This window comes from Lentzea sp. NPDC102401, from assembly GCF_044765805.1.
GTDB lineage: Bacteria > Actinomycetota > Actinomycetes > Mycobacteriales > Pseudonocardiaceae > Lentzea > Lentzea sokolovensis.
In genome coordinates, this window is the sequence record NZ_JBIWKS010000011.1 from 1 (window position 1) to 24,828 (window position 24,828).

Consider the following 24,828-nt stretch of genomic DNA (forward strand, 5'->3'; position numbering starts at 1 on the left):
CAAGGACTCACAGTCCAGGCGAGCAGAGTGCTCACCCACCAGCGCTACCAGAACCGAGCCTGCCAGACGACCGGCTCAGCACTCATTAGGCGAGCAGACAGAGCGCGCGGTCACGGCAAGCCCACGCCCGCAAGCGACACCGAAGGCGAGCCGTTCTTACCGTGCGGTTTGGGTGGGGTGGCTTCGTCACGAGTCGTGCCACAGCTCTTGCTGCATCAGGGAAGGGGTGTCAACTCGACACGCTTTTCGTCGAGTTGACACCCCTTCCCTGATGTGGCCCGCTCCTGGTGCGACTCGTGACGAAGCCACCCCACCAACGCAACCACCACAGCAACGCAACTCCGCCCAACGCAACAGGCGTGCCATCAACCCGCGCATGGCGCAGACCCCGGCTTTTGATCAGATTGGCGGGGTCTGGGGCGGAGCCCCAGGAATCAGCCGCCGCATCCCCTCGCACGGTGACCCACCTACGGACAACAAACCGCCGCCCGCCAACGCAACAGGGGGACGACCCACCCAACCGACGCGCAGAACCGACGCACAAAACGAAAAGGGGGGCTGGGGCCAGGCGGAAGAAGGCCCCAGCCCCCTCTCTCAAACCCCTGCCAACGGCACGGACGCCGCCAGCTCCTCAGCAGGGGAAACCACGGGAACCTCCCCCGACTCCTCCGAAGGAGGCTCGGCCCGATCACAAGGAGGCACAACAGGCGAAGCAACAGGCGGAACAGGCTCCTCAGCCCGAGGCGTCGACGGCGGAACCTCAGCAGGCGGATCCACAGGCGGAGCCGTGGAAACAGGCGGCACAACCACCGGCGTCTCCACAACCGGCGGAGGCTGCACACTGGACACAGTGGACGGCACCGAGGTAGTGACCACAGGCGGCGAAGCCGCTCCAGAAGACGACGGCGAAGCCGGCTCTTCCTCCTCAGGCTCCGAAGGCTCATTCCGCCCAGTAGCAGCAGGCTTGGCAGAAGAAACCCGGACGGTCTCGGTAACAGTGGTGCCCACAACCCGAGTCTGCGTGGCCAGGCGAGCCGCCCGAACCTCCCGAGCCGCCCCCTCCACCACCACGGTCTCGGTAACGGTGGCCAACGAAACCCCGGTCTCGAAGGGCTCAGTCCACCACTGGGACGTAGAAGGCCGAGCAGGCGGAGGCGCGGCCAACGGCGCCTCACTCGGCGACCCCGTCAAGGCGATCAACGCGAACATGCCGCCCAGTGCCAGGAACGGCACGACGACCACGGCCCCGAAGCACCCGCGGCCACTGCGCGGCTCATCACGGTGACTCATCTTCAGCACACCCCCGAACGGTGAGAACTGTTCCATCTGGTTGATCGTCCACATGGAACAGTCCGTCACAGTTCTTTAGTCACACGATGGGGTGTTCAGCTCAGCGGCGGCAACTCCGGAGCGTGAGCGGCGGGTGAAGATGAAAGGGTTTCCAGAGCCAGCGAAACGGCCTTCTCCAGCTGTGGGTCGCGGCCGGAAACGCGGTCGGACGGTGTCATGACCACGTCGATGTCCGGGTCGACACCGTAGTTCTCCACCGCCCAGCCGTGGCCCTTGAAGTAGGACGCGTACCTCGGCTGGGTGACCATCGTGCCGTCGACCAGCGTGTACAGCATGTCGATGCCGATCACACCGCCCCAGGTGCGCACCCCGACAACGGGGCCGATCCCGAGTTCCTTGATGGCCACGTTGACGATGTCGCCGTCCGATCCGGCGTACTCGTCGGCCACCGCCACCAAAGGGCCACGAGGCGCGTCCTGCGGGTACGACTCGGACGCCGTGTAGCCACGAGCGACGGACCAGCCGATCACCTTGCGGCCGAGCTTCTCGATGACCAGCTGCGAGGTGTGCCCGCCGCCGTTCTCGCGGACGTCCAGCACCAGAGCCTCGCGAGCCAGCTCGACCCGCAGGTCTCGGTGCAACTGGGCCCAGCCGGCGCCCATCATGTCCGGCACGTGCAGGTAGCCCACCCGGCCACCGGACTGCGCGTGCGTGAACGCGCGACGGTTGGCGACCCAGTCGTGGTAGCGCAGAGGCTCCTCATCAGCCAGAGGCACGACTACGACCCGACGCAGCTCGCCGCCACCGCCGGGCCGGACGGTCAGTTCCACGGGCTTCCCGGCGGTCCCCACCAGCAACGCCCCCGGCCCTGCCAGCCCGACCGGGCGGCCGTCCACGGCCACGAGAGCGTCACCAGCGCGCACGGCCACGCCAGGCGCGCACAGCGGCGAACGCGCGTGCGGGTCGGACGTCTCGCCGGGGATCACGCGCTCAACGACCCAGGAGTCGCCGTCCCGCACCAGGTCGGCACCCAGCAGTCCCTGACGACGCGAGGCGGGCACGTGCGGTGACGAGCCCCAGACGTACGCGTGCGAGGTGCCGAGTTCGCCCTGCACCTCCCACAGCAGGTCGACCAGGTCGTCGTGGCTGCCCACCTCGGCCACCAGCGGCCGGTAGCGGTCCAGTTCGCCCTGCCAGTCGACGCCGCCCATGTCGGTGCGCCAGAAGTGGTCGCGCATGAGTCGCCCGTTCTCGGCGTACATCTGCGCCCACTCCAGCGCGGGATCGACGACGACGCGCACGCGTGCGAGGTCGATCTCCACGTAGTCGGCCGAGTCCTCGTCCGCCTTGCTGTCGGACGGCACGACCCGCAGGTCACCGCGGTCCTCGACGACCATCCGCTTGCCGTCGCCGGACACCGCGAACGCGTCCGCGCTGTCCGCCAGGCACTCGGTCTTCTGCTTGGTGAAGTCGTAGCGCTCCAGCACGGTGCGCGGCGGGCGCGCTTCTGGCGACGCCAGGTTGTCCCCCAGCACGCCGAGCAACGGCCGGCGCAGCCACAGCAGGCCGCCGCGAGCCGCCTTCAACGACACGTAGTCGGCGGCCGCGACGGGCACCGGCACCACGCGGTCGGCGAGACCTTCGAGGTCGACCTTCGTGACCGAGGCCTTCTCGTCGTCGTCCTCGGAGTCCTTGTCCTCGTCGCCGACCGGGCGGCCGCCGTGCATCGGCGCGAACGGCGACGGCGTCGTGGCGGCCAGCGGCACGAGGTGCGGTCGGCAGCCGGTCGGGAACGACAGGTCGAACACGTGCGCGTCGTAGACCGGGTCGAACGTCCGGATCGACAGGAACGCCAGGTACTTGCCGTCCTCGGTGAAGGTCGGCGCGAAGTCGGCGAACCGCAGCGGCGTCACGTCCACAACGGACAGATCCACCGCGTTCACCATCTTGATGTGCCGCAACGGAGTCGGCCCGGGATGCGACCACGCGAGCCACGCGGAGTCCGGCGAGAAGGCGAGGTTCGTGATGTGCGCGTTCGCACCGCGAACGACCTCACGAATCTCACCGGAAGCGATGTCCACCAACAACAAACGGCCGTCGTGCGTGGCGACGGCGACGCGCGAACCGTCCGGCGCGGCGGCCAGGGACATGACCCGCCCGAGCGCACCGGAGGCGATGCGGCGCGCGGTGTTGCCCGGCTCGACCCCGCCGACGGGCGCGACCTCCAGGGCCTCCTCGCCCTCGACGTCGGTCACCCACACCACGTGATCGGTCTCGCCGAGCACCTTCGGCAGCCGCGCGCGGACGTCGGAGCGGTCGGCCAGCACGCGAACGGGGCCGTCGCGGTGCGTCACCCAGTGCACGGAGCCGCGGACCTCGACGGCAGAGGCGCGGCCGGTGTGGTCGACGCTGAACGACTCGACGTTGCCGGAAGCCTTGACGTGACGCGGTTGCAGGCCGGTGCGCGGGCCGCCGAGCTTGATGTCGAGCTTGCGCAGTTCGGACAACCCGTCGAGCAGCCACAGCTCGCCGGCCTGGTGGAAGATCACCCGCGAGCCGTCGGTGGAGGCGTTGCGGGCGTAGAACTCACCGGAGGTGTGGCGCTGGAGGTCGGTGCCGTCCGGCAGCACCGAGAACACACTGCCGACGCCGTCGTGGTCGGAGATGAACGCGATGCGCCCGTTGACCCACATCGGGTTCGCCAGCGACGACTGCAGGCCGGACAGCACGCGGACGAAGTCGCCGGAGCCTTCGGCGTCCACCCAGAGCTTGCCCGCGGTGCCACCCCGGTACCGCTTCCACCACGCCGGTTCCTGCATGTAGCTGGACGACGCGACGACCTGGCCGTCCGGGCCGAACGACACGTCGTTGACCCACCCGTACGGCAGCACCTCGGAAGGCCCGCCGTCCAGGGGAACGGCGTGCGCCTGCTTGCGGTGCCGCGACATCTGGCCCGTGGTCGACACGGCGAGCACTCGCCCGTCCGGCGTCCACCCGGACACGGCCGTCCGGGCCACGCCCCAGTGCGTCAACCGGCGTGCGGGACCACCGTCCACAGGAGCCACGCGCACTTCCGGGGCGCCGTCGATCCAGCTGGCCCAGGCCAACTGCGTGCCGTCGGGCGAAAAACGGGGCGTGCGCGCCGGTACCTGATCAGCGGACGCGCGCCAGGCCCTTCCTCCGTCGACGGGCGCGAGCCACACGTCGTCCTCGGCCACGAACGTCACCAAGTCACCGCGCAGATGCGGATATCGAAGGTAAGTCACGAGATCGACGTTAGCCCACGCTCACCGTTTCAGGAGGGCAAAAAACGCCGCCAGTCCTCAGCCATAAGAGAATCTAGACCTTCGGCCCGCGCCTTGGCCTCCGCCTCGCGGACGTTCGCGGCGAAACGGCGGCAGACCTGGCGAAGCTCCGTCTCCGGGTCCTCACCCGCGAGCTTGGACAAAGCGGTCACGGCGAACAACGTCGTGCCCGTGTCGTCACCCTCCGGCAGCAGGTCGACGGGGAAGCCCGCGCGTTTGGTGCGCTGCACCAGCTTCGCGGCCAGCGCGACGGCCGGCTGACCCAGCGCGACACCGTCCACACTGGACTCGCGCTGCTTCTCGGCCTGCTTGAGCTCCTCCCAGCGGTGCTGCTGCGAGGTCGCGTCGTGCACCGCCGGGTCGTTGCCCTCGAAGACGTGCGGATGCCGTCCGACGAGCTTCGCGACCAGTTCGGACGCGACGGCGTCGATGTCGAACGGGTCCTCGGGGTCCTCGGCGGCGACGCGGGCGTGGAACAGCACCTGCAGGAGCACGTCACCGAGCTCCTCGCGCATCGACACGCGGTCGCCGTCCTCGATCGCCTCGAGCAGCTCGAAGGTCTCCTCGACGAGGTACTGGCGCAACGAGTCGTGGTCCTGCTCGGCGTCCCACGGGCACCCGCCCGGCGAACGCAGCCGGTGCATCACCGCGGCCGCGTCGAGCAGCGCGGCGCCCAGCGGCTCCGGCGTCGTGATCACGGTCGCGTCCGGGTACCGGGAGGCCTCGGTGGTGATCACGACCGCGCCGTCCTCCACGACGGCGGGCGCGGGGCCGTCGACCCCGAGCGAGGACCAGAACTCCAGCGGCACGCCCTCGCCCGCGTAGACGGCCGTGGCCGTGCGCAACGCGGGCAGGGCGGCGGCGGGCAGCACGGCGTCGAGCCGCTCGCTCAGGACGACGACGGTGATCAAGACTTGTTCTTGGTCGAGCTCACACCGACGAAACCGGCGCGCTCGCCGGGGTTGCCGACAATCTGCGCGTTGGTCGGGTCCCACACGCCGTAGCGGGGGTTGACCTCGATGTTCAGGTCCGCGGTGAGGAACTGCGCGATCCGCAGGCCGAAGGCGGCGAGCAGCTGCGGGTCGATGCGCTCGATCAGGTCTTCCTCGCCGGGCGTCGGCGAGACCTTGTTGCGCTCCTTGACCAGCGCGACCATCCAGCTGGACTGCTGCTCGTCGGCCGGGAAGGCGACGACGGTGCCGGGCTTCACGCCCCACAGCATCGTGTGCACCAGCGACGGGTTCTCGGTGACGCGGACCTTCTGGTTCGTCGCCGACGCCTGCTGGCCGCTGGTGGTGCGCGGCGCCTCCTGCACGAACTTCGACATCTTCGAGGAGTCGGCGGTGACCTCGGCGGCCTTCTCCTTGGCCTCCTTCGGGTCCTGGACCTGGAAGAAGTCGATGACGACCTCGAGCGTGGAGAGGTTGCGGCGGGCGAGCTCACCCATCACCAGCACGTCGCGCTGACGGCGGTAGATCGTGGTCTCGTCCTGCTCGCTCTGCTTGGCGGCGGCCTCGGCGCCGCCCTTCTCCTTGATCGCGTCGAACACCTTGGTCTCGTCGACCGTGATGTTCTCGAGCTGACCGGCCCGCTCGGCGATCTTGTGGTTGATCTCGTCGGCCAGCACCAGCTTCGAGACCTGGTCGAGCTTGCCCTGGTCCTGCATCTGCTGGGCCGCGGGCTCCTTCTTGAGCACCTTCACGGTGCGGTCCTGGACGGTCTGCAGACCGATCGCCTGGTCCCCGACGATCGCGGCCGAGGTGGCCTTCGCGGGCCCGGTGCCACAACCGGTGGCAAGCAGCGCCACAGCCACACCGACCAGCGAGAAACGCTTCAGAACAGTGCTCACGAGGATCTACCCTCTCACGCCTTGGTGACCGGGGTCACGGGAGTCCCCGCGAGTGAGTCGAGGAACGCACCGCACCAGTTCAACAGCTCCTGGTCGCGCAGCTGCGGTGCACCCATCCGGCCGCCCGCCGCTCCCTCCGTCGGCCTAGGCACGGTGACCGTCCCCATGGACTGCTTGTAGACGGCCTTGGGGAAGAGCCTGCGCAACCTGACCAGCTGCGAGTCGAGCAGTTCCAGCTTCGCGAACCGCAGGTTCTGACCCATCGCGATCACCTCGGTGACCCCGTGGCGGCGGCAGGCGTGACGCAGGCGGGCCACGCCGAGCAGGCGCTCGACCGGCTCCGGCGGCGTGCCGTAGCGGTCCTTGAGCTCGTCCCAGACGGACGTCAGCGCGGCCTCGTCGGAGGCGGCCGCGATCTTGCGGTAGGCCTCCAGCCGCAGCCGCTCCCCCGGCACGTACTCGTGCGGGATGTGCGCGTCGACCGGGAGATCCACGCGGACCTCGGCGAGGTCCTCCTCGACCTCGCCGCCGTCGGCACCGGCGTGCTTGCGGAACGCCTCGACGGCCTCGCCGACCAGCCGGATGTACAGGTCGAAGCCGACGCCCGCGATGTGACCGGACTGCTCGGCGCCGAGGATGTTGCCGGCGCCGCGGATCTCCAGGTCCTTCATCGCGACGGCCATGCCGGCGCCCAGCTCGGTGTTCTGCGCGATCGTCGCGAGCCGGTCGTGCGCGTGCTCGGTCAACGGCGTCTCGGCCGGGTACAGGAAGTACGAGTACCCGCGCTCGCGGCCACGGCCGACCCGGCCGCGCAGCTGGTGCAGCTGGGCCAGGCCGAGCAGGTCGCCGCGCTCGACGATCAGCGTGTTGGCGTTGGAGATGTCCAGGCCGGTCTCGACGATCGTCGTGCAGACGAGCACGTCGTACTCGCGTTCCCAGAACCCCTGGATGAGGTGTTCGAGCTTGTCCTCGTTCATCTGGCCGTGCCCGGTCACGACCCTGGCCTCCGGCACCAGTTCGCGGATGCGCTTCGCGGCCTTCTCGATCGTCGAGACCCGGTTGTGCACGTAGAAGACCTGGCCGTCGCGCATCAGCTCGCGCCGGATGGCCGCGCCGACCTGCTTGTCGTCGTACGCGCCGACGTAGGTGAGGATCGGGTGCCGTTCCTCCGGCGGGGTCAGGATCGTGGACATCTCGCGGATGCCGGCCAGCGACATCTCCAGCGTGCGCGGGATCGGCGTCGCGGACATCGTCAGCACGTCGACGTGCGTGCGCAGCGCCTTGATGTGTTCCTTGTGCTCCACACCGAACCGCTGCTCCTCGTCGACGATCACGAGGCCCAGGTCCTTGTACCGCACGTTCTTCTGCAGCAGCCGGTGCGTGCCGATCACGATGTCGACCTCGCCGTCCGCGAGACCGGCGATGGTCTGCGCGGACTCCTGCGCGTCGGTGAAGCGGCTCAGCCCCTTGACGTTCACCGGGAACTGGCGCATGCGCTCGGCGAACGTGTTGAGGTGCTGCTGGGCGAGCAGCGTCGTCGGCACCAGCACGACGACCTGCTTGCCGTCCTGCACCGCCTTGAACGCCGCGCGGACCGCGATCTCCGTCTTGCCGTAGCCGACGTCGCCGCAGATGACGCGGTCCATCGGCACGGACCGTTCCATGTCGGCCTTGACCTCGTCGATCGCGGCCATCTGGTCCTGCGTCTCGGTGAACGCGAACGCGTCCTCCAGCTCGCGCTGCCAGGGCGTGTCACTCGCGAACGCGTGGCCGGGGGCGGACTGGCGGGCCGCGTAGAGCTGCACCAGCTCGGCCGCGATCTGCTTGACCGCCTTGCGCGCCTTGGACTTCGTGTTCTTCCAGTCGCTGCCGCCGAGCTTGTTCAACGACGGCAGCTCGCCGCCGACGTACCGGCTGACCTCGTCGAGCTGGTCGGTCGGCACGAACAACCGGTCGCCGGGCTGGCCGCGTTTGCTGCTGGCGTACTCGAGGACCAGGTACTCGCGGGTGGCGCCCGCGACCGTGCGCTGGACCATCTCCACGTACTTGCCGATGCCGTGCTGCTCGTGCACCACGAAGTCGCCGGCCTTGAGCGCCAGCGGGTCGACCGCGTTGCGCCGCTTGGACGGCATCCGACGCATGTCCTTCGTGGACGTGCCGCCGCGGCCACCGGTCAGGTCGGTCTCCGTGAGCACCACCAGCGCGAGGTCCGGCAGCACGAACCCGTCTTCGAGCGCGCCGCGCACGACCGTGACGGTTCCCGCTTTCGGTGCCGCGTCGAGGGATTCGACGCAGACGGCCGAGACTTCGGCTTCCCCCAGCCGTTCGACGGCGCGCTGCGCGGTACCGGCGCCGGGCACGACCAGCACGGCCGCACCACCCGTCGCCGTGTGCGCCTTGAGGTCGGCGAACGCGCGCTCGACGTCGCCCTGGTAGGCCTCGACCGGCTTGACGTCGAGGTGCACGACATCACGGGCGTCGGTGGTGAGCTGGCTGAGCGTCCACCACGGACGGTCGTTCGCCTTGGCGTGCTCGGAGATCTCGCCGATGCCCTGGTACCCGCTGCGGCCGAGGTCGATCGGCGCCTTGCCACCGGAGGCGGCCGCCATCCAGGACGCTTCGAGGAACTCCTGCCCGGTGCGCACCAGGTCGGCCGCGCGGGCCCGGATCTTCTCCGGGTCGTTGAGCAGGACGTGCGTGCCCTTCTCGACCACGTCCGTGAGCAGCTGCAGCTCGCCGGGGCACAGCGCGGGGATGAGCGCCTCCATGCCCTCGACCGCGATGCCGCCCGAGATCTTCTCCAGCATCTCCGCGAGGTGCGCGTCGGACCGGTGCTCCTCGGCCAGCTCGGCCGCGCGGTGCCGCACGTCGTCGGTCAGCAGCAGCTCACGGCACGGCGGCGCGACGAAGTCGGTGACCTCCACCGGCAGCGAACGCTGGTCCTGCACCGAGAACGGCCGGATCTCGCTGACCTCGTCGCCCCAGAACTCGACGCGGAACGGGTGCTCGGCCGTCGGCGGGAAGAGGTCGAGGATGCCGCCGCGCGTCGCGTACTCGCCGCGCTTCTCGACCATGTCGACACGGCTGTAGGCGTTCTCGGCGAGCCGCGTGAGCAGCTCGGCGAAGTCCTGCTCCTCGCCGACCTTCAGGTGCACGGGCTTGAGGTCGCCCAAGCCAGGCGCCATCGGCTGGATGAGGCTGCGGACCGTCGTGACGACGACCCTGATCGGGTCGTCCTCGGGGTGCTTGAGCCTGCGGAGGATCTGCAGCCGCGCGCCGACAGTGTCCGCGCGCGGGCTCAGGCGCTCGTGCGGCAGCGTCTCCCAACTCGGGAAGAACGCGACCTTGTCCGGGCCGATCAGGTCCTTGAGGACGTTCGTCAGCTCCTCGGCCTCCCTGCCCGTGGCGGTGACGGCCAGCACCGGCCGGACCGTGGACAGCGCGGCGGTGACGAGCGGGCGGGCGGCCAGCGGACCGTCCAGCTCCAGCTCGGGAACCCCCGCCGATTCGATCAACGTGCGGAGGGCTTTGTCGGGCAGGACACCATCGAGCAGGCCGAGCAGCGACATGTGAGAAACCCCGGTCGAGTGCGGAATGGCGCACGAGGTGCGAACGCCGGACAGACCCCTGCCTGGGACGAGGGGCCTCACCATCCACCTTAGCTCGTTCCGCGACCCCTTATCGGGTGGCTCGAGCGCGGCTCCGGGAGCGCGTCCGTCAGGTCTGCCTCGAGGATCATCACGTGGTGGTGGCCGGGCGGTTCGCGCAGGCGGCCCGCCAGGTGGTGAGGGCTTCCTCGACGGCGCTCGACGTGTGCACCTCGACCACACCATCGGATCGTCGCCCCCCCAGGTCGTCGGCCTCGACCCAGCGCGCTGCCCAGCGGTGGGCGGCGGCCCGGTTGAGCGTGCCGTCCAGCACGGCCTGCCACACGAGCTCGACCGTCTCCCTGGTCGCGTGATCGGGAACGATCATGTCCAGCACGCCTCCGGTTCTATTCGATTGACCGCGGCCCGATCCTGAAATCGTGTCAACGAGAGAGATCAGGGCTGACTACGACGATCAGTCCATCGTGGTCTACCAGGCCTATTCACCGGCCATCGCCGATCCGGCCGTGGCTGCGCAACGGTTCGTGCCGCCGTTCAAGGCGGAGCGGATGACGTGGATCAAGCCGTCGTTCCTCTGGATGATGTACCGCTGCGGGTACGCCCGGAAGGAGGGCCAGGAACGCGTGCTGGCCGTGCGCATCACCCGTGCGGGGTTCGATTGGGCGGTCTCCAACGCGGTCGAGAGCAGCGTCAGGGGCAAGCCGTCGGTGCGCGTGCAGTGGGATCCCGAACGCGGGCTCAACCACGAAGCGCTGGAACACCGCTCCATCCAGATCGGACTGACGCGCGAGGCCTCGGCCATGTACGTCAACGAGTGGATCACGAGCATCACCGACGTGACGGCCCTTGCGCGCGAGGTGCACGGGAAGGTCCGTGCGCTCGATCTGGACGGAGCGCGCGCGTTGCTGCCCGTTGAGCGGCCTTACGGAACCTCCACGGCACAAATCGCATAGTTGGGACATGCGCGCACTTGTTGCTGCCGGGTTGGTGCTGGTCGTCGCGGCGTGCTCGTCGCCGGAACCTGGCGGCAACGCGCCGTCGAAGGCTCCCGCGCCAACAGGGCTCAAGGTCGAGGAGGTCGCGGGCGGCTTCCAGCACGCCTGGGACGTCGGGTTCCTGCCTGACGGCTCCGTGCTCGTCACCGAACGGCCGGGCACCATGAAGCTCGTCAGGAACGGCCAGGTCACGCCCATCGACATCGACCTGCAGGACATCCAGGTGCGCGGCGAGGGCGGCCTGATGGGGCTGGTGATCCATCCGGACGACCAGCGCTTCACGGTGTGCTACAACACGTCCAAGGACGTGCGGCTGGTGACGTTCCGCCTGAACGGCACGAAGGCCACCAAGACCAAGGACCTGCTCACCGGCATGCCGTCGAACTCCAGCGGACGCCACTCCGGCTGCCGGCCGACGCTGGCGCCGGACGGCTCGATGTTCGTCGCGACCGGGGACATCGCGCAGGCCCGCAACCCGCAGGACAGGACCAGTCTCGGCGGCAAGGTGCTGCGGATCGACCCGGAGACGGGCGAGGGTGCGGCCGGCAACCCGTTCATCACCTCGGCGAACGCCAACGAGCGCCGGATCTACTCCTACGGGCACCGCAACGTGCAGGGCGTCGTGTTCCGGCCGGGAGGCGACCAGATCTTCTCCAGTGAGCACGGGCCCGACGTCGACGACGAGGTCAACCTGGTGCAGAAGGGTGCCAACTACGGCTGGGACCCGTCCAAGGGCGGCACGAAGAGCGGGTACGACGAGAGCGTGCCTATGACCGACCTGCAACGGTTCCCCGACGCGGTGCCGGCGGTGTGGTCGTCGGGATCGCCGACCGAGGCGATCTGCCAGGCGGCGTTCTGGAACGGCAAGCTCGCGATCACCGCGCTCAAGGGCTCGAAGCTGCTGCTCTTCACGCTCGACGCGGCGGGCAAGGTGCAGAACGTGAGCATCCCCGATGAGCTGAACGACAAGTACGGCCGCCTGCGCGCCGCCCGCACCGCGCCGGACGGATCGCTCTACATCACGTCGTCGAACGGCACGGACGACAAGCTGCTCAAGCTCACCGGCACCGCCTGAGATCCTGGATGGCCGCCCGACCCCTCGACGAACGGCCACCCCGAGGAGCATCGCTCCAGGGGGCTCGGACCGTTTCAGCGAACCAGATCAGGAACGGCTGCGCAGCCTGGGCTTGTGCTCCATCGCGGAGAGTCCGTTCCACGCGAGGTTGACCAGGTGCGCCGCCACCTCGTCCTTCTTCGGCTTGCGCGCCTCCAGCCACCACTGGCCGGTCAGCGCCACCATCCCGACCAGCGCCTGCGCGTACAGCGCGGCGAGCTTGCGGTCGTAGCCCTGCTTGGCGAAGTGCAGCCCGAGGATGTGCTCGACCTGCGACGCGATGTCGTTCAGCAGGGAGGAGAACGTGCCGGAGGACGACGCGACGGGCGAGTCGCGCACCAGGATGCGGAACCCGTCCGTCGAGCCCTCGATGTAGTCGAGCAACGCGCAGGCGGCCTGTTCGAGCAGCTCACGCGGGTGTGAGCCGCCGTCGAGGGCCGTGATGATCTGGTCCATCAGGCGCTGCATCTCGCGGTCGACGACTACGGCGTAGATGCCTTCCTTGCCGCCGAAGTGCTCGTAGACGACGGGCTTCGACACGCTGGCGCGGGACGCGATCTCCTCGACCGACGTCGCGTCGAAGCCCTTCTCGGCGAACAGGGACCGGGAGACGTCCAGGAGCTGCTCTCGGCGTTCCTTGCCCGTCATCCTGACCCTGACCATCGAGTCAGCCTACAAAGCTCACGTCTTCGCGGTGATCCTGGCCAGCCGCTGTTCACTCGGCCAGCGCACGTTGGTCGCCCAGCCGAGTTTCTCGAACACCCGGATCACACGGGCCGAGATGTCGATCTGGCCCCGCTTCACGCCGTGCCGCGCGGAGGTCGGGTCGGCGTGGTGCAGGTTGTGCCACGACTCGCCGAAGCTCAGGATCGCCAGCGCCCAGACGTTGGCGGAGCGGTCGCGGGCGGCGAACGGGCGGTCGCCGACCATGTGGCAGATCGAGTTCACCGACCAGGTGAGGTGGTGCAGGAAGGCCACGCGGACCAGGCCCGCCCAGAAGAACGCGGTCAGGCCTCCCCAGAAGGACCATGTGAGCAGGCCGCCCAGCACGCCGGGCGCGGCCAGCGAGATCGTCGTCCACAGCACGAAGTGCTTGTCGACCCACACGACGTCCTCGTCGGCCAGCAGGTCCGGGGCGAAGCGCTGGTGGTTGGTCTTGTCGCGCTCGAACAGCCAGCCCATGTGCGCGTGCCAGAAACCCTTGGCCAGCGCCGCGGGACCGCTGCCGAACAGCCACGGCGAGTGCGGGTCGCCCTCGCGGTCGGAGAAGGCGTGGTGGCGGCGGTGGTCGGCCACCCAGTCGATCACCGGCCCCTGCAACGCCATCGAGCCGGCGATCGCGAGCGCGATCTTCAGCGGGCGCTTGGCCTTGAACGAGCCGTGCGTGAAGTACCGGTGGTAGCCGATCGTCACGCCCAGGCCGGAGAGGTAGTAGAACGCGACGAAGAGGACCACGTCGACCCAGCCGAGGCCCCAGCCCCACGCGAAGGGGACGGCGGCCAGGAGGGCGATGAGGGGAACGACGACGAACACGTACACGCCGGACTGCTCGGCGTTGCTTCGTCGTTTTCCCAACAGCGGCTTGGGACCCTGATCCGTGGACTGGTTGATCGTCGTCGTCATGCGCGAACCTCTGGGGGTGGGGGGCGGACAAACCTACGCGACCGTAACTTACGGAAGCGTAGGTTAGGGCCGTCCGCCGTCGCCACACCCCGCGTGGAAACTCTCGGGCAGTTCTCAGGATCAGCACGCTGTGTCGCCTGGAATCGAGACCTCGACCCGGCATCATCGGAAGATGGCCAGACGCAGGATCATCCGGATCACCGTGACCTCGTTGCTCGTCGTGCTCGTGCTGGTCACAGCGGCTCTGGGCGTCGTCGGCTGGTACTACAGCGGTGAGCTGCTCGAACCGGAGGAAGTGCCGCGGCGCTACCCGGAGACCGCGCTCGGCGTGGACGACAAGAACGTCGTTCTGGCCGAATCGAAGCTCACGACGCTGCGCGGCACGTTCGGCATCGTCTGGCCCGGCGGCACCGCGAAGGTCGGCGACGTCGCCTCGGCCGAGGACGGCCGCGTAGAACGTCCTCTGCTCGAAGGCACCGCACCGCCTGAGGGCACGAAGGTGCGCATCGAGACCGACGTCTACGAAGGCACCCCCAAGACGTCGCTCGGCCTGGTCTACAGCGACGTCGCGATCCCCGGCGAACTCGGCGACATGCCGGCGTGGTTCGTCCCGGGATCGAACCAGGACACGTGGGTCATCACCGTGCACGGGCGGGGCGCGTCACGCGAAGAAGCGCTGCGGGTGGTGCCTCAGTTGCACGGCGCGGGGCTGCCCGTCCTGCTGATCACCTACCGCAACGACGCCGGCGTGCCGAAGTCGCCGGACGGCCTCTACCACCTCGGCGACACCGAGTGGCACGACGTCGAGGCCGCCATCAGGTACGCGCAGGGCAAGGGCGCGAAGAAGATCGTGCTCTACGGCTGGTCGATGGGCGGCGCGATCGTCGGCCAGACCCTCGCCCGGTCCGGACTCGCGGCGGCCGTGACGGGCGTGGTGCTCGACTCCCCCGTCACGAACTGGACGCAGACGCTCAACCTGCAGGCCGCGAACCGGGGCGTGCCGACGTGGCTCACGCCGGTGGCCGAGCTGGTGTCCGGCTGGCGCGCGGACATCGACTTCGACCGGTTCGACCTGGTCCGCAACCCTCCCGCACTCAAGCCCCCGACGCTGCTCATCCACGGTTCGGCGGACGGCACCGTGCCCGCCCAGTCCTCGCGCGACCTCGCGACGGCGGCGAGCGGGCTCGGGTGGCCGCTGCAGTACGTCGAGATCCCGGGCGCCGACCACACGTCGGGGTGGAATGTGGCGACGGACACGTACCGGGACGCGCTCGGTGACTTTCTGACCAGGTCAGTCGGCGCCAAGCCGTGATCTTGAACTGAGCCGAGTGAGTGGTGGTTGGACAAGAAGAGGACCACTCGTGACAACATGTGCCCTGAGCGGACGCGAGTTCGCTCATTCCGCCATGGTGTAAAGGCAGCACCTCTGATTTTGGTTCAGATGGTCCAGGTTCGAATCCTGGTGGCGGAGCTGGGCACGAGTCAGTGTGGTCTTTGGGAGGTGCGAAGCTGCCCGAGGAAACGGTCGACGAGCAGGGCAACGTGGGCCACCGCCATCACGAGATGTCCGACGCGTGGCTGGTTGGTCGCGCGTCCGAACTCGTCGCCGTGGCCCAGAGCAGCCACCTCGCCGCGCAGCTCGACGCGGCCTCCGAGATCGACCACATCCTCGCCGAGGCGCAGGGTCGTGGTGAGCCCCGGATCGTCGCGCAGCTGCTCAGAGCCGCGGCCGTGGTCAGGCTGGTCACGCCGGGCCTCGTCGACATGTCCGATCCGCAGCTCGACGAGATGCTCGCCCACTGCCGCCGGCACGGCCTGATCGTGCTGGAGGCGGACGCGCGGGCGTTGCGCGGACGCCGGTTCCTGCTGGGCAACGCCGAGGACAAGGCGCTGACCGAGATCGCGTCGGCGCTCGCGATGATGCTCGACGAGGAACCCGAGATCGACCCGGTCTTCGACAAGCGCATCTGGGACCAGCTGCTCGCCACGACGCTGCAGGACATCGCCCTCGTGCTGACCCAGCTCGGCGTCTACGAGATGGCGGACGACGTGCTGGCGGGCGCGAACAACGCGTTGCGCGAGAGCGGCCAGCCCCACCAGATCTACGTGCACCTGGTCAACCGCGCCCGGCTGCGGATCGGCTGGGGCCTGCGGCTCGAACGGGTGAACCTGCACGACGCCGCGCACGAGCAGTTCAAGGTCGCCTCCGGGCTCGCCGAGGCCGCCGAGGTGCCGTTCCGGCAGTCGCTGCACCCCGGCAGGCGCGACCTCGACGCCGCCGAGCAGGTGCCGATCCTCGGCGCCGCGCACGCGCTGACGAATCCCAAGGAAGGCCACCTCGACCGGCTGTGGTCGTTGCGCGGCCTGTCGATGTACGCGCGGGAACTGATCATCGTCGCGATCGCGCTGGCCCGGTGCCTGGTCGAGGCGAACCGGCTGGACGACGCCCTCAAGGTGCTCGACGACACGCGCACGCAGATGGAGCACGACACGTCCGAACCGTCGCTGGTGCTGTCGCTGGAGCGCGAGTACGCGCACCTGTCCGGGCCGCACACGACGTCGGCGTTGCAGGCCTACAACGCGGCCCTGGAACTGGAGCTGTGGCAGATGCGGGAGTCCCGCGTGGCCACGTTGCAGACGCGCCGTGAGCACGAACGGCTGACGCGCGCGCACGGCCAGATAGCGCAGCAGGCGTTGCAGGACCCGCTGACCGGACTGCCGAACCGCCGCGCGCTCGACGACAAGATGGGCGAGCTCATCGCCGGTCAGGTCGATCCGTTCTCGATCGCGCTGGTCGACCTCGACGGATTCAAGGGCGTCAACGACCGGCATTCACATGCCGAGGGTGATGATGTTCTTCGGGTGATTGCCAGCACACTCCGGCAGGCCCTGCGGGGTGACGACATGGTGGCCCGCTACGGCGGCGACGAGTTCGTCGTGCTGCTGCCGGGAGCCCCTCTGCACGCCGCGGAAGCGGCACTCGGCCGCGCCGTGGATGCCGTGGCAGGCTTGCCAATCGACCTCTCCCGGGGCGTGACGCTGTCGGTCGGCGTCATCTCGCTGCGCCCCCGCGAATCCGCCAACCAGGCCCTGTCAAGGGCGGACTCGGCGATGTACGTGGCGAAGCGTCAAGGTGGCTGCCAGGTTGCGGCCGTGGCCGGGGAGCCGTCCGCGGAGGCTTAGGCTGGTCGCGGACTTCGAAACACCCAGCCTGTTAGGGAGAGCATTGATGCTCGAGGGCCCTGTCAGCACGGTCGTGCTCGCCGCCGGGGAAGGCACCCGCATGCGGTCGTCCACGCCCAAGGTGCTGCATCGGATCGCCGGACGCTCACTCGTCGAACACGCGGTGCGCGCGGCGGCCGGCACAGATCCCGACCACCTGGCCGTCGTCGTCGGCCACGGCCGTGAAGCCGTCACCGAGCATCTGGACACCCTCGCCGGTGCGCTGGGACGCAAGGTCACCGTCGCGGTGCAGGCCGAGCAGAAGGGCACCGGGCACGCCGTCTCGTGCGGCCTGGCCGAGCTGCCCGACGACCTGGGCGGCACGGTGATCGTCAGCTACGGCGACGTGCCGCTGCTCGACACCCAGACGTTCACCGCGCTGCTGGCCGAGCACTCGGCGGCGGGCAACGCGGTCACCGTGCTCACGGCCGTGCTGGACAACCCCACCGGGTACGGCCGGATCGTGCGCGACGACGACGGCACCGTGCAGCGGATCGTGGAGCAGAAGGACGCCTCCGACGTCGAGCAGCTGATCACCGAGATCAACTCCGGCGTCTACGCGTTCGACGCGGCGGTGCTGCGCGACGGCCTCTCGCGGTTGTCCACCGACAACGCGCAGGGCGAGCTCTACCTGACCGACGTCCTGGGCATCGCCCGCGGCGACGGCCTCCGCGTCGGCGCGCTGATCGCGGCCGACCCGTGGCTGGTCGAGGGCATCAACGACCGCGTGCAGCTCTCGGCCGTCGGCGCCGAGATGAACCGCCGCATCGTCGAGGGCCTCATGCGCTCCGGCGTGACCGTCGTCGACCCCGCCTCGGTGTGGGTGGACGCGGACGTGCAGGTCGGCCAGGACGCCCTGATCGAGCCGAACGTGCAGCTCCGCGCGGGCACGGTGATCGGTCCCAAGGCGACCGTCGGCCCCGACACGACCCTGTCGGGCGTGACCGTCGGCGCCGGCGCCTCGGTGATCCGGACCCACGGCAGCGACTCGGTGATCGGCGACAACGCGTCCGTAGGCCCGTTCGCCTACCTCCGCCCCGGCACGAAGCTGGGCGTGAAGGGCAAGATCGGCACCTTCGTCGAGACGAAGAACTCGCAGATCGGCGACGGTTCAAAGGTCCCGCACCTCTCGTACATCGGCGACGCCACGATCGGCGACCACAGCAACATCGGCGCGGCTTCGGTGACCGTCAACTACGACGGCGTGAACAAGCACCGCACGATCGTCGGATCCCACTGCCGCACCGGTTCGGACAACATGTTCGTAGCGCCGGTGACCGTGGGCGACGGCGCTTACACCGGCGCGGGCACCGTCCTGCGCCGCAACGTCCCGCCGGGCGCGCTCGCCGTGTCCGGAGGCCCGCAGCGCAACCTCGAAGGCTGGGTCCTCAGCCGTCGTGAAGGCACGGCCGCCGCTCAGGCAGCAGCCGAGGCCCTGGCGAAGCAGAATGCCGACGAGAACACAGAGGAGGGTCGCTGACCGTGAACCCGCAGATGCCCGGCACACCGAAGAAGAACCTGATGCTCTTCGGCGGGCGTGCCTACCCGGAGTTGACGGAAGAGGTCTCGAAGCACCTCAACGTCACGGTGACTCCTCAGTCGGCCTACGACTTCGCGAACGGCGAGATCTTCGTCCGCTTCGAGGAGTCCGTGCGCGGCTGTGACGCCTTCGTCATCCAGTCGCACACCGCGCCCATCAACCAGTGGCTGATGGAACAGCTGATCATGGTCGACGCCCTGAAGCGGGCCTCCGCCAAGCGCATCACCGTGATCATGCCGTTCTACCCGTACAGCCGTCAGGACAAGAAGCACCGCGGCCGCGAGCCCATCTCGGCCCGCCTGGTGGCCGACCTGTTCAAGACGGCAGGCGCCGACCGCCTCGTCTCGGTCGACCTGCACACCGCGCAGATCCAGGGCTTCTTCGACGGCCCGGTGGACCACCTGTGGGCCATGCCTCTTCTCGCGGACCACATCCGCGGCAAGTACGCGGGCCACGAGATCACCGTCGTCTCCCCCGACTCGGGCCGCACCAAGCTGGCCGAGAAGTGGGCGGACACCCTGGGCGGCACCCCGATCGCGTTCATCCACAAGACCCGCGACCCCCTCCGCCCGAACGAGGTCGTCTCGAACCGCGTGGTCGGCAAGGTCGAGGGCCGCCTCTGCATCGTGATCGACGACATGGTCGACACCGGCGGCACCATCGCAGGCGCCGTGAAGCAACTCCTCAACGAGGGCGCCTCCGACGTGGTCATCGCCGCGACGCACGGCATCCTCTCCGGCCCGGCCACACAACGCCTGCAGGACTCGGGCGCCCGCGAGGTCGTGTTCACCGACACGCTGCCCATCCCAGCGGAGAAGCGCTTCCCGAACATGACCGTGCTCTCGATCGCACCGCTCCTCGCGCGCGTGATCCAGGAAGTGTTCGAGGACGGCTCCGTCACCTCGCTGTTCGACGGCAACGCCTGACCCTCCCTTCTTCACCGCACGCGGGGAGCTTTCGTGCGTTCTATGGGCACGAAAGCTCCCCGCGTGTGTTTGGCGCGGCCCTCCGCCTCGCCACCAGCTCCCCGCGCGGCCAACCGCACGCGGGGAGCTTTCGTGCGTTCTGTGGGCACCAAAGGGCCCTGCGTGCCAAGAGCGGGGACCCCGATTAGCACCCCAGCCGCCCACTCACCTACACTGGTCGGGTTGCCTCGGCGAGGGCGAGCTATCGAGCTCGGCGTGATCGACGCGGTGGCTTGATGCCGCGCGTGTTGACCGTAGTTCCGCGCTGCTCGCCGCCGCTGGCCACCACCCAAAGCCTCAACCGCTGAAAACTTGTGCACCGCCCCGACGTACAAGGCCAGACTTGTAAGGAGTACCCCACCGTGTCCGAGGTCCGTCTCGCCGCTGAGCAGCGCACTGAATTCGGCAAGGGCGCCGCCCGCCGTACCCGTCGCGCCGGCAAGATCCCCGCGGTGCTCTACGGCCACGGTTCCGACCCGCAGCACCTGGCCCTGCCGGCGCTCGAGTTCGCCCGTGTTGTCCGTGAGCACGGCCAGAACGCCGTCCTCACTCTCGCCCTCGACGGCGCGAGCGAGCTGGCGCTCACCAAGACCGTCACCACGCACCCGATCAAGAACTACATCGAGCACGTCGACCTGCTGCTCGTGAAGCGCGGCGAGAAGGTCACCGTCGAGGTGCCGCTGGTCATCTCCGGCGAGCCCGCGTCGGGCACGCTGCTGACGCAGGACCTCAGCACGATCCAGATCGAGTCCGACGCGATGAACATCCCGGACCAGATCGAGCTGTCGATCGCCGGTGTCGCCGCGGGCACGCAGATCCACGCCAGCGACCTGACCCTGCCCGAGGGTGCGGTCCTGATCACCGACGCCGACGCTCTCGTCGTCGCGGTCAACGAGGCGCCGTCCGCGGCGCAGCTCGAGGGTGACGAGGCCGCTCCGGCCGAGGCCACCGAGGAAAGCTGAGCCCCATCACGTCGGGCCGAAACGACGGCGCGTCACCTCCTCACAAGGGGGGCGGCGCGCCGTTGCAGTACCTGCGGCCCGCCGACGTCCGGTCCAAGACCTTCCGCCGCAAGCGGCAGGGGTACGACCCGGATCAGGTCAACGAGTTCCTGCAGATCGTCGCCGACGCACTGGCCGGCCGTCTCCGCCTGAACCCGGACCACGTGCGCACCGTCCAGTTCGCCGCGGTGCCGAACGGCTACGACCCGCTCAGCGTCGACGGCGTCCTGCACGTGCTGGAGTTCCAGATCCGCAACGGCATCGTGCCGCCGACGGGCCTGAACACCGGCGAGGACATCCACGCGCGCAAGCTCACCAAGGCGAGCACCGGATACGATCGCGCCGAAGTCGACGCCTTCATCATCCGGGCCGCGGCCAACCTGGACGGCCGGGGCGCCATGACCTCCACCGAGGTCCGCAACACCCGGTTCAGCATCACGTCCGGCCTGCTGGGCAAGGGGTACCAGGTGCAGGCCGTGGACACGTTGCTGGACGATCTCGAGCAGGAGTTGCGGTTCCGTGGACGCTGACCTCGCCCTCATCGTCGGCCTGGGCAACCCGGGCCCCAAGTACGAGGGCAACCGTCACAACATCGGCTTCCTGGTCCTCGACGAACTGGCCGCCCGCGTCGGCGGCAAGTTCAAGGCCCACAAGTCCGGCGCCGAGATCGTCGAGGGCCGCCTGTCCGGCCACCGCGTCGTCCTCGCCAAGCCGCGCAGCTTCATGAACCTCTCCGGCGGCCCCGTCGCGAGCGCCGTGAAGTTCTTCAAGCCCACCACCATCGTCGTGATCCACGACGAGCTGGACCTCCCGTTCGCCGCACTGCGCATGAAGCTCGGCGGCGGCGACAACGGCCACAACGGACTCCGCTCCATCACGAAGTCCCTGGGCGGCCCGGACTACCACCGCCTCCGCTTCGGCGTGGACCGCCCCTCCGGCCGCCAGGACCCCGCCGACTACGTCCTGAAGGACTTCTCGACGGTGGAACGCAAGCAGCTCGCCCTGGAGATCGACCGGGCGGCGGACGCGGCGGAGGCCATGGTCACCAAGGGCCTGGAAGCCGCGCAGAACAGCTTCCACTGACGGCACCGCGAAGTTCCACAGTGGGCGGCACGACGATCCGAAAGGTCCATGCCGCGCAAGCACCCGCGCGTGGTGCTGTGCGAGGCCCGTGAAGTCCTCGGCTTCGTCGCCCGCGCACTCCCCCGCAGGAGCGCGAGGGAGCTGCGCAAGCGACTCGAAGAGCTCGATGCCCGCTACTAGACCAGAGCAGCCGCAGCGGACCGCCTGAGCTTGCCGGAGGGCGTCTTCGGCAACGTCCCCGGCGCCTGCACCACCACGGCGAACGGCCGCAGCCCCACGGCGTCGACGACCCGAGCGGTGACCTGCTTGACCAGATCCTTCTCGGCGGCCTCGTCCCCGGCGAGCTTCGACTCCAGCACGACGGCGAACCGTTCCCGCTTCGTCCCCGCGTCCAGCCTCACCGCCACGGCGTTGCCGGCCCGCACTCCGTCGACGGAGCAGGCGGCACGCTCCACATCGGTCGGGTAGATGTTCCGGCCGCCCATGATGATGACGTCCTTGCGGCGCCCACAGACGACCACCTGGCCGTCTTCGACCACGTACCCGACGTCCCCGGTGGACAGCCAGCCTTCGGCGTCCTGCGTGGCGAGTGGACCGTTCACCGTCAGGTAGCCGGGGGTGACGGCCTCGCCGCGGATCTGGAGCTCGCCGACGTCCCGCACGCCCAGGACCGCACCGGAGTCCGAGACCACCCGCAGTTCCAGACCGGGCAACGGCGGGCCGAGCAACGGGAACGCGCGACCGTCCGAAGCGGGCACTGCCTTCTTGTCCGCTTCCACGGCGTCCGCGTCCACCACGTCCACCGACAGGCCGGTGAACAACGGCGCGAAAGCCACACCCAGAGTGGTCTCCGCCATGCCGTAGGCCGCCAGGATCGACTCCGGGCGCAGCCCGAACCGTTCGCCCGCGGACACGAAAGCCTCGACGGCGGAAGGATCGATCGGCTCGGCGCCGTTCAACGCCAGCCGAAGAGACGACAGGTCGAAGGAATCCGACGAGGACGCAAGGCGGCGCGCCACGATCGCGTAGGCGAAGTTCGGCGCGGCGGTGATGGTGCCGCGGTAGCGGGTGATCAGGTCGGCCCACAGCGTCGGGCGTGACAGGAAGTCGACGGGTGTGACCTTCACCAATTCCAGTCCGAACAGCATCGGCACGGTCAGGAAGCCGACCATCCCCATGTCGTGGAACAGCGGCAGCCACGAAACCATGACGTCAGAGGCGGGATCGAGCGCCGCCGCGATGCGCATGCCCTCGGCGTTGGCCATCAGATTGCGGTGCGTGATTCGCACCGCCTTCGGATCAGCCGTCGATCCACTCGTCAACTGCAGCAGTGCCGTGGCATCCTCGTCGGTGGGAACAGGAGCAGAGATCGGTTCCGCGTCGAGTTCGGAGAGCAACCTGTAAGGCACTCCGTGCTGGTCCAGAACGGCAGCCAGAGCGTCGAAGGGGCTGCCGAGCAGGACCAGACGCGAATCGATCATGGCGAGCACCCGCAGCGTGTCCTCGGCCCACTCGGCCAGGTCGGTGCGTGGTGTGGGTTGATGCAACATCGTGACGCTGCCACCACACAGCCATGCGGCTTGCACGGCTGGGGCGATCACGGCTGGTTCGGCGGCGAGCACGGCGATCGCGGTGCCCGGCGCCACGTCGAGCGCACCGGCCATCCGCCGGGCGCGTTCGTGCACCTCGGCCCAGGTCTGGCGGACCGGCGCGGCGGGTTCACCCGTCGTCATGCCCCTGTCCCCGCCGCTGGAGGCCGTCGCCAGCATCACATCCACGAACTGACTCATGTTCGCGATCGTAGTGGCGCCGTTTGGTCCATCAGGACGAAACGTTATGCCACGCGAAACGCGATACTCCCCAGTACAGGTACGCAGGAGGAGGTCATTGGTGGATCGGGGCGGCCCCGGAGCGCAGCATCGTCTGCCCGCGCATCCGGCACCTCTGCTCTCCGCGCAGGACGTGGCCCTGGTCGCGTTCCACCGTCCCCCGCGTGGTCAGCGCGGGTACGACGCGGCTGAGGTGGACGCGTTTCTCGACCGTGTCGAGAGCACCATGAAGAGCAAGGACATCCTCACGCGCGAAGACGTGCTCAACATCAAGTTCAGCACCGCGACCCGTGATCCGGGCTACGACGTGAACGAGGTCAACGTCTTCATGGAACTCGTCGCGGACACGTTGCGGTCCACTCCGCAACGCCAGCAAGCCTCCGCACCGGCCCAGGGCGCGCACGCCACGTCGCAGGCGATGAGACCCGCGGTGCGACTGTCCCCCGACGACGTCGCCGCCGTGCGCTTCCACAAGCCCAGACCGGGGACCCGCGGCTACCACGAGGGCCAGATCGACGCGTTCCTCGACCGCATCGAAGGCACTCTGCGTGGCAGGGACAACCTGACCGCCCAGCAGGTGCAGGACGCCGTCTTCGGCGAGACCGCACCGGGCACGTTCGGCTACGACGAGGAAGACGTCGACACGTTCCTCGACCTCGTGGTGCTGATGTTCGAGACCGCGCCGCCGCTCAGGGCGGCCCCGCCGACGACGCAGCTCCCGCAGCAACAGCAGCGGCCGCAGCAGCGCCGTCCGCAGCCAGATCCACGCCCGCGGCCCGAGCCGCGTCCCCAGCCGCAGCAGCGCCGCCCGCAGCCGCCGGCCCCGCTGCAGCCCGTTCAGCAGGCCGCGATGCCGCAGTCCATCGACTCGCCGAAGCTCACGGCGGCGGACATCCGCAACATCGCGTTCCACCGCCCTCCCCGTGGCCGCCGCGGCTACCAGGAGTCCCAGGTGGACGCGTTCCTCGACCGCATCGAGGCGACGCTGCTCGGCCAGGACAACCTGACCGGCAAGGACGTCCGCGACGTCCGGTTCTCCCGTCCGCTGATCGGCAGGCGCGGTTACGACGAGACCGAGGTGGACGGGTTCCTCGGCCAGATCGAGCAGCAGCTCTCCGGACCGGTGCGCAGCATGCCGCAGGTCAAGTCGTGGAAGGACCTGCGGCAGCTGCGGATCCCGCAGGCCGCGGCCGGTCAGCGCGGCTACCGCACCGCGCAGGTCGACCGGATGCTGGAGGAGATCGGCGTCGCGCTCGACGGCATGCTCGGCGCGAGCTCGGAAGAGGTCATGAAGGCGCGCTTCAGCTACGCGTTGCTCTCCGGGCAGGGCTACGACACGTCGTTCATCGACGAGCTGCTGCCCCAGCTCGCCGCCGAACTCCGCCGCAAGGGCAAGTAGTCCAG

At 69.2% G+C, this 24,828-nt stretch carries 19 protein-coding genes and 1 tRNA gene; 12 read left to right on the plus strand and 8 right to left on the minus strand.

Annotated elements, in window-relative coordinates; genetic code table 11:
* Positions 1 to 1,385 precede the first annotated feature (1,385 nt).
* The 5 genes from ACIRG5_RS32345 to ACIRG5_RS32365 all read right to left on the minus strand — a co-directional run bounded on the left by ACIRG5_RS32345 (position 1,386) and on the right by ACIRG5_RS32365 (position 10,428).
* On the minus strand, positions 1,386 to 4,556 hold the full coding sequence (locus ACIRG5_RS32345) for a PDZ domain-containing protein (RefSeq protein ID WP_402911743.1): 3,171 nt from the start codon (positions 4,554 to 4,556) through the stop codon (positions 1,386 to 1,388).
* A gap of 29 nt (positions 4,557 to 4,585) precedes the next feature.
* Entirely contained in the window at positions 4,586 to 5,506 is a 921-nt protein-coding gene (locus ACIRG5_RS32350; RefSeq protein ID WP_402911745.1) for a MazG family protein, read from the minus strand.
* Positions 5,503 to 6,444, minus strand: a complete 942-nt coding sequence (locus ACIRG5_RS32355) for a hypothetical protein (RefSeq protein WP_402911748.1) — start codon at positions 6,442 to 6,444, stop codon at positions 5,503 to 5,505. The genes ACIRG5_RS32350 and ACIRG5_RS32355 overlap by 4 nt, the downstream gene beginning before the upstream one ends.
* Before the next feature lie 14 nt (positions 6,445 to 6,458).
* Positions 6,459 to 10,013, minus strand: a complete 3,555-nt coding sequence (gene mfd / locus ACIRG5_RS32360; RefSeq protein ID WP_402911750.1) for a transcription-repair coupling factor — start codon at positions 10,011 to 10,013, stop codon at positions 6,459 to 6,461.
* 169 nt (positions 10,014 to 10,182) lie between these two features.
* Positions 10,183 to 10,428 (minus strand): hypothetical protein, encoded by a 246-nt coding sequence (locus ACIRG5_RS32365; protein ID WP_402911753.1) that lies wholly within the window; start codon positions 10,426 to 10,428, stop codon positions 10,183 to 10,185.
* A gap of 43 nt (positions 10,429 to 10,471) precedes the next feature.
* On the opposite strand from ACIRG5_RS32365, the gene ACIRG5_RS32370 reads away from it, so the two are divergent.
* A complete protein-coding gene (locus ACIRG5_RS32370; protein ID WP_402911756.1) occupies positions 10,472 to 11,005 on the plus strand; it encodes a DUF4291 domain-containing protein in 534 nt (177 codons plus the stop codon).
* 7 nt (positions 11,006 to 11,012) lie between these two features.
* Positions 11,013 to 12,122 carry a PQQ-dependent sugar dehydrogenase gene (locus tag ACIRG5_RS32375; protein WP_402911759.1) on the plus strand — a complete coding sequence of 370 codons (1,110 nt, stop codon included), beginning with the start codon at positions 11,013 to 11,015 and terminating at the stop codon, positions 12,120 to 12,122.
* 87 nt (positions 12,123 to 12,209) lie between these two features.
* Here ACIRG5_RS32375 and ACIRG5_RS32380 read toward each other — a convergent pair whose 3' ends face one another.
* Entirely contained in the window at positions 12,210 to 12,809 is a 600-nt protein-coding gene (locus ACIRG5_RS32380) for a TetR family transcriptional regulator (RefSeq protein ID WP_402912621.1), read from the minus strand.
* A 33-nt stretch (positions 12,810 to 12,842) separates the two neighbouring features.
* Complete coding sequence (locus ACIRG5_RS32385) at positions 12,843 to 13,784, minus strand: acyl-CoA desaturase (RefSeq protein WP_402911761.1); 942 nt, start codon at positions 13,782 to 13,784, stop codon at positions 12,843 to 12,845.
* Between the two features lie 172 nt (positions 13,785 to 13,956).
* Between ACIRG5_RS32385 and ACIRG5_RS32390 the strand changes: the two genes are divergently transcribed.
* From ACIRG5_RS32390 to ACIRG5_RS32430, 9 genes are all read left to right on the plus strand, one after another.
* The gene (locus ACIRG5_RS32390) at positions 13,957 to 15,096 is read left to right on the plus strand and encodes an alpha/beta hydrolase family protein (RefSeq protein ID WP_402911764.1); all 1,140 of its coding nucleotides are present in this window, start codon (positions 13,957 to 13,959) and stop codon (positions 15,094 to 15,096) included.
* 88 nt (positions 15,097 to 15,184) lie between these two features.
* A tRNA-Gln gene (locus tag ACIRG5_RS32395) sits at positions 15,185 to 15,255 on the plus strand.
* Positions 15,256 to 15,269: 14 nt separating this feature from the next.
* On the plus strand, positions 15,270 to 16,967 hold the full coding sequence (locus tag ACIRG5_RS32400; RefSeq protein WP_402911767.1) for a GGDEF domain-containing protein: 1,698 nt from the start codon (positions 15,270 to 15,272) through the stop codon (positions 16,965 to 16,967).
* 46 nt (positions 16,968 to 17,013) lie between these two features.
* Positions 17,014 to 18,486 carry a bifunctional UDP-N-acetylglucosamine diphosphorylase/glucosamine-1-phosphate N-acetyltransferase GlmU gene (gene glmU / locus ACIRG5_RS32405; RefSeq protein WP_402911770.1) on the plus strand — a complete coding sequence of 491 codons (1,473 nt, stop codon included), beginning with the start codon at positions 17,014 to 17,016 and terminating at the stop codon, positions 18,484 to 18,486.
* Positions 18,487 to 18,500: 14 nt separating this feature from the next.
* Complete coding sequence (locus ACIRG5_RS32410; protein WP_030482093.1) at positions 18,501 to 19,472, plus strand: ribose-phosphate diphosphokinase; 972 nt, start codon at positions 18,501 to 18,503, stop codon at positions 19,470 to 19,472.
* A 401-nt stretch (positions 19,473 to 19,873) separates the two neighbouring features.
* Positions 19,874 to 20,473 (plus strand): 50S ribosomal protein L25/general stress protein Ctc, encoded by a 600-nt coding sequence (locus ACIRG5_RS32415; RefSeq protein ID WP_402911772.1) that lies wholly within the window; start codon positions 19,874 to 19,876, stop codon positions 20,471 to 20,473.
* Positions 20,474 to 20,535: 62 nt separating this feature from the next.
* Positions 20,536 to 21,042: a DivIVA domain-containing protein gene (locus tag ACIRG5_RS32420; RefSeq protein ID WP_402911775.1), complete on the plus strand. Its 507-nt coding sequence runs from the start codon at positions 20,536 to 20,538 to the stop codon at positions 21,040 to 21,042.
* On the plus strand, positions 21,032 to 21,595 hold the full coding sequence (gene pth, locus ACIRG5_RS32425; protein WP_093606450.1) for an aminoacyl-tRNA hydrolase: 564 nt from the start codon (positions 21,032 to 21,034) through the stop codon (positions 21,593 to 21,595). The genes ACIRG5_RS32420 and pth overlap by 11 nt, the downstream gene beginning before the upstream one ends.
* A gap of 48 nt (positions 21,596 to 21,643) precedes the next feature.
* The gene (locus tag ACIRG5_RS32430; protein ID WP_402911778.1) at positions 21,644 to 21,775 is read left to right on the plus strand and encodes a hypothetical protein; all 132 of its coding nucleotides are present in this window, start codon (positions 21,644 to 21,646) and stop codon (positions 21,773 to 21,775) included.
* Here the strand turns inward: ACIRG5_RS32430 and ACIRG5_RS32435 are convergent.
* Positions 21,772 to 23,385, minus strand: a complete 1,614-nt coding sequence (locus tag ACIRG5_RS32435) for a fatty acyl-AMP ligase (protein ID WP_402911780.1) — start codon at positions 23,383 to 23,385, stop codon at positions 21,772 to 21,774. The genes ACIRG5_RS32430 and ACIRG5_RS32435 overlap by 4 nt on opposite strands.
* A 100-nt stretch (positions 23,386 to 23,485) precedes the next feature.
* On the opposite strand from ACIRG5_RS32435, the gene ACIRG5_RS32440 reads away from it, so the two are divergent.
* Positions 23,486 to 24,823, plus strand: coding sequence for a DivIVA domain-containing protein (locus ACIRG5_RS32440; RefSeq protein WP_319975634.1), 1,338 nt, complete (start codon positions 23,486 to 23,488; stop codon positions 24,821 to 24,823).
* Positions 24,824 to 24,828 lie beyond the last annotated feature (5 nt).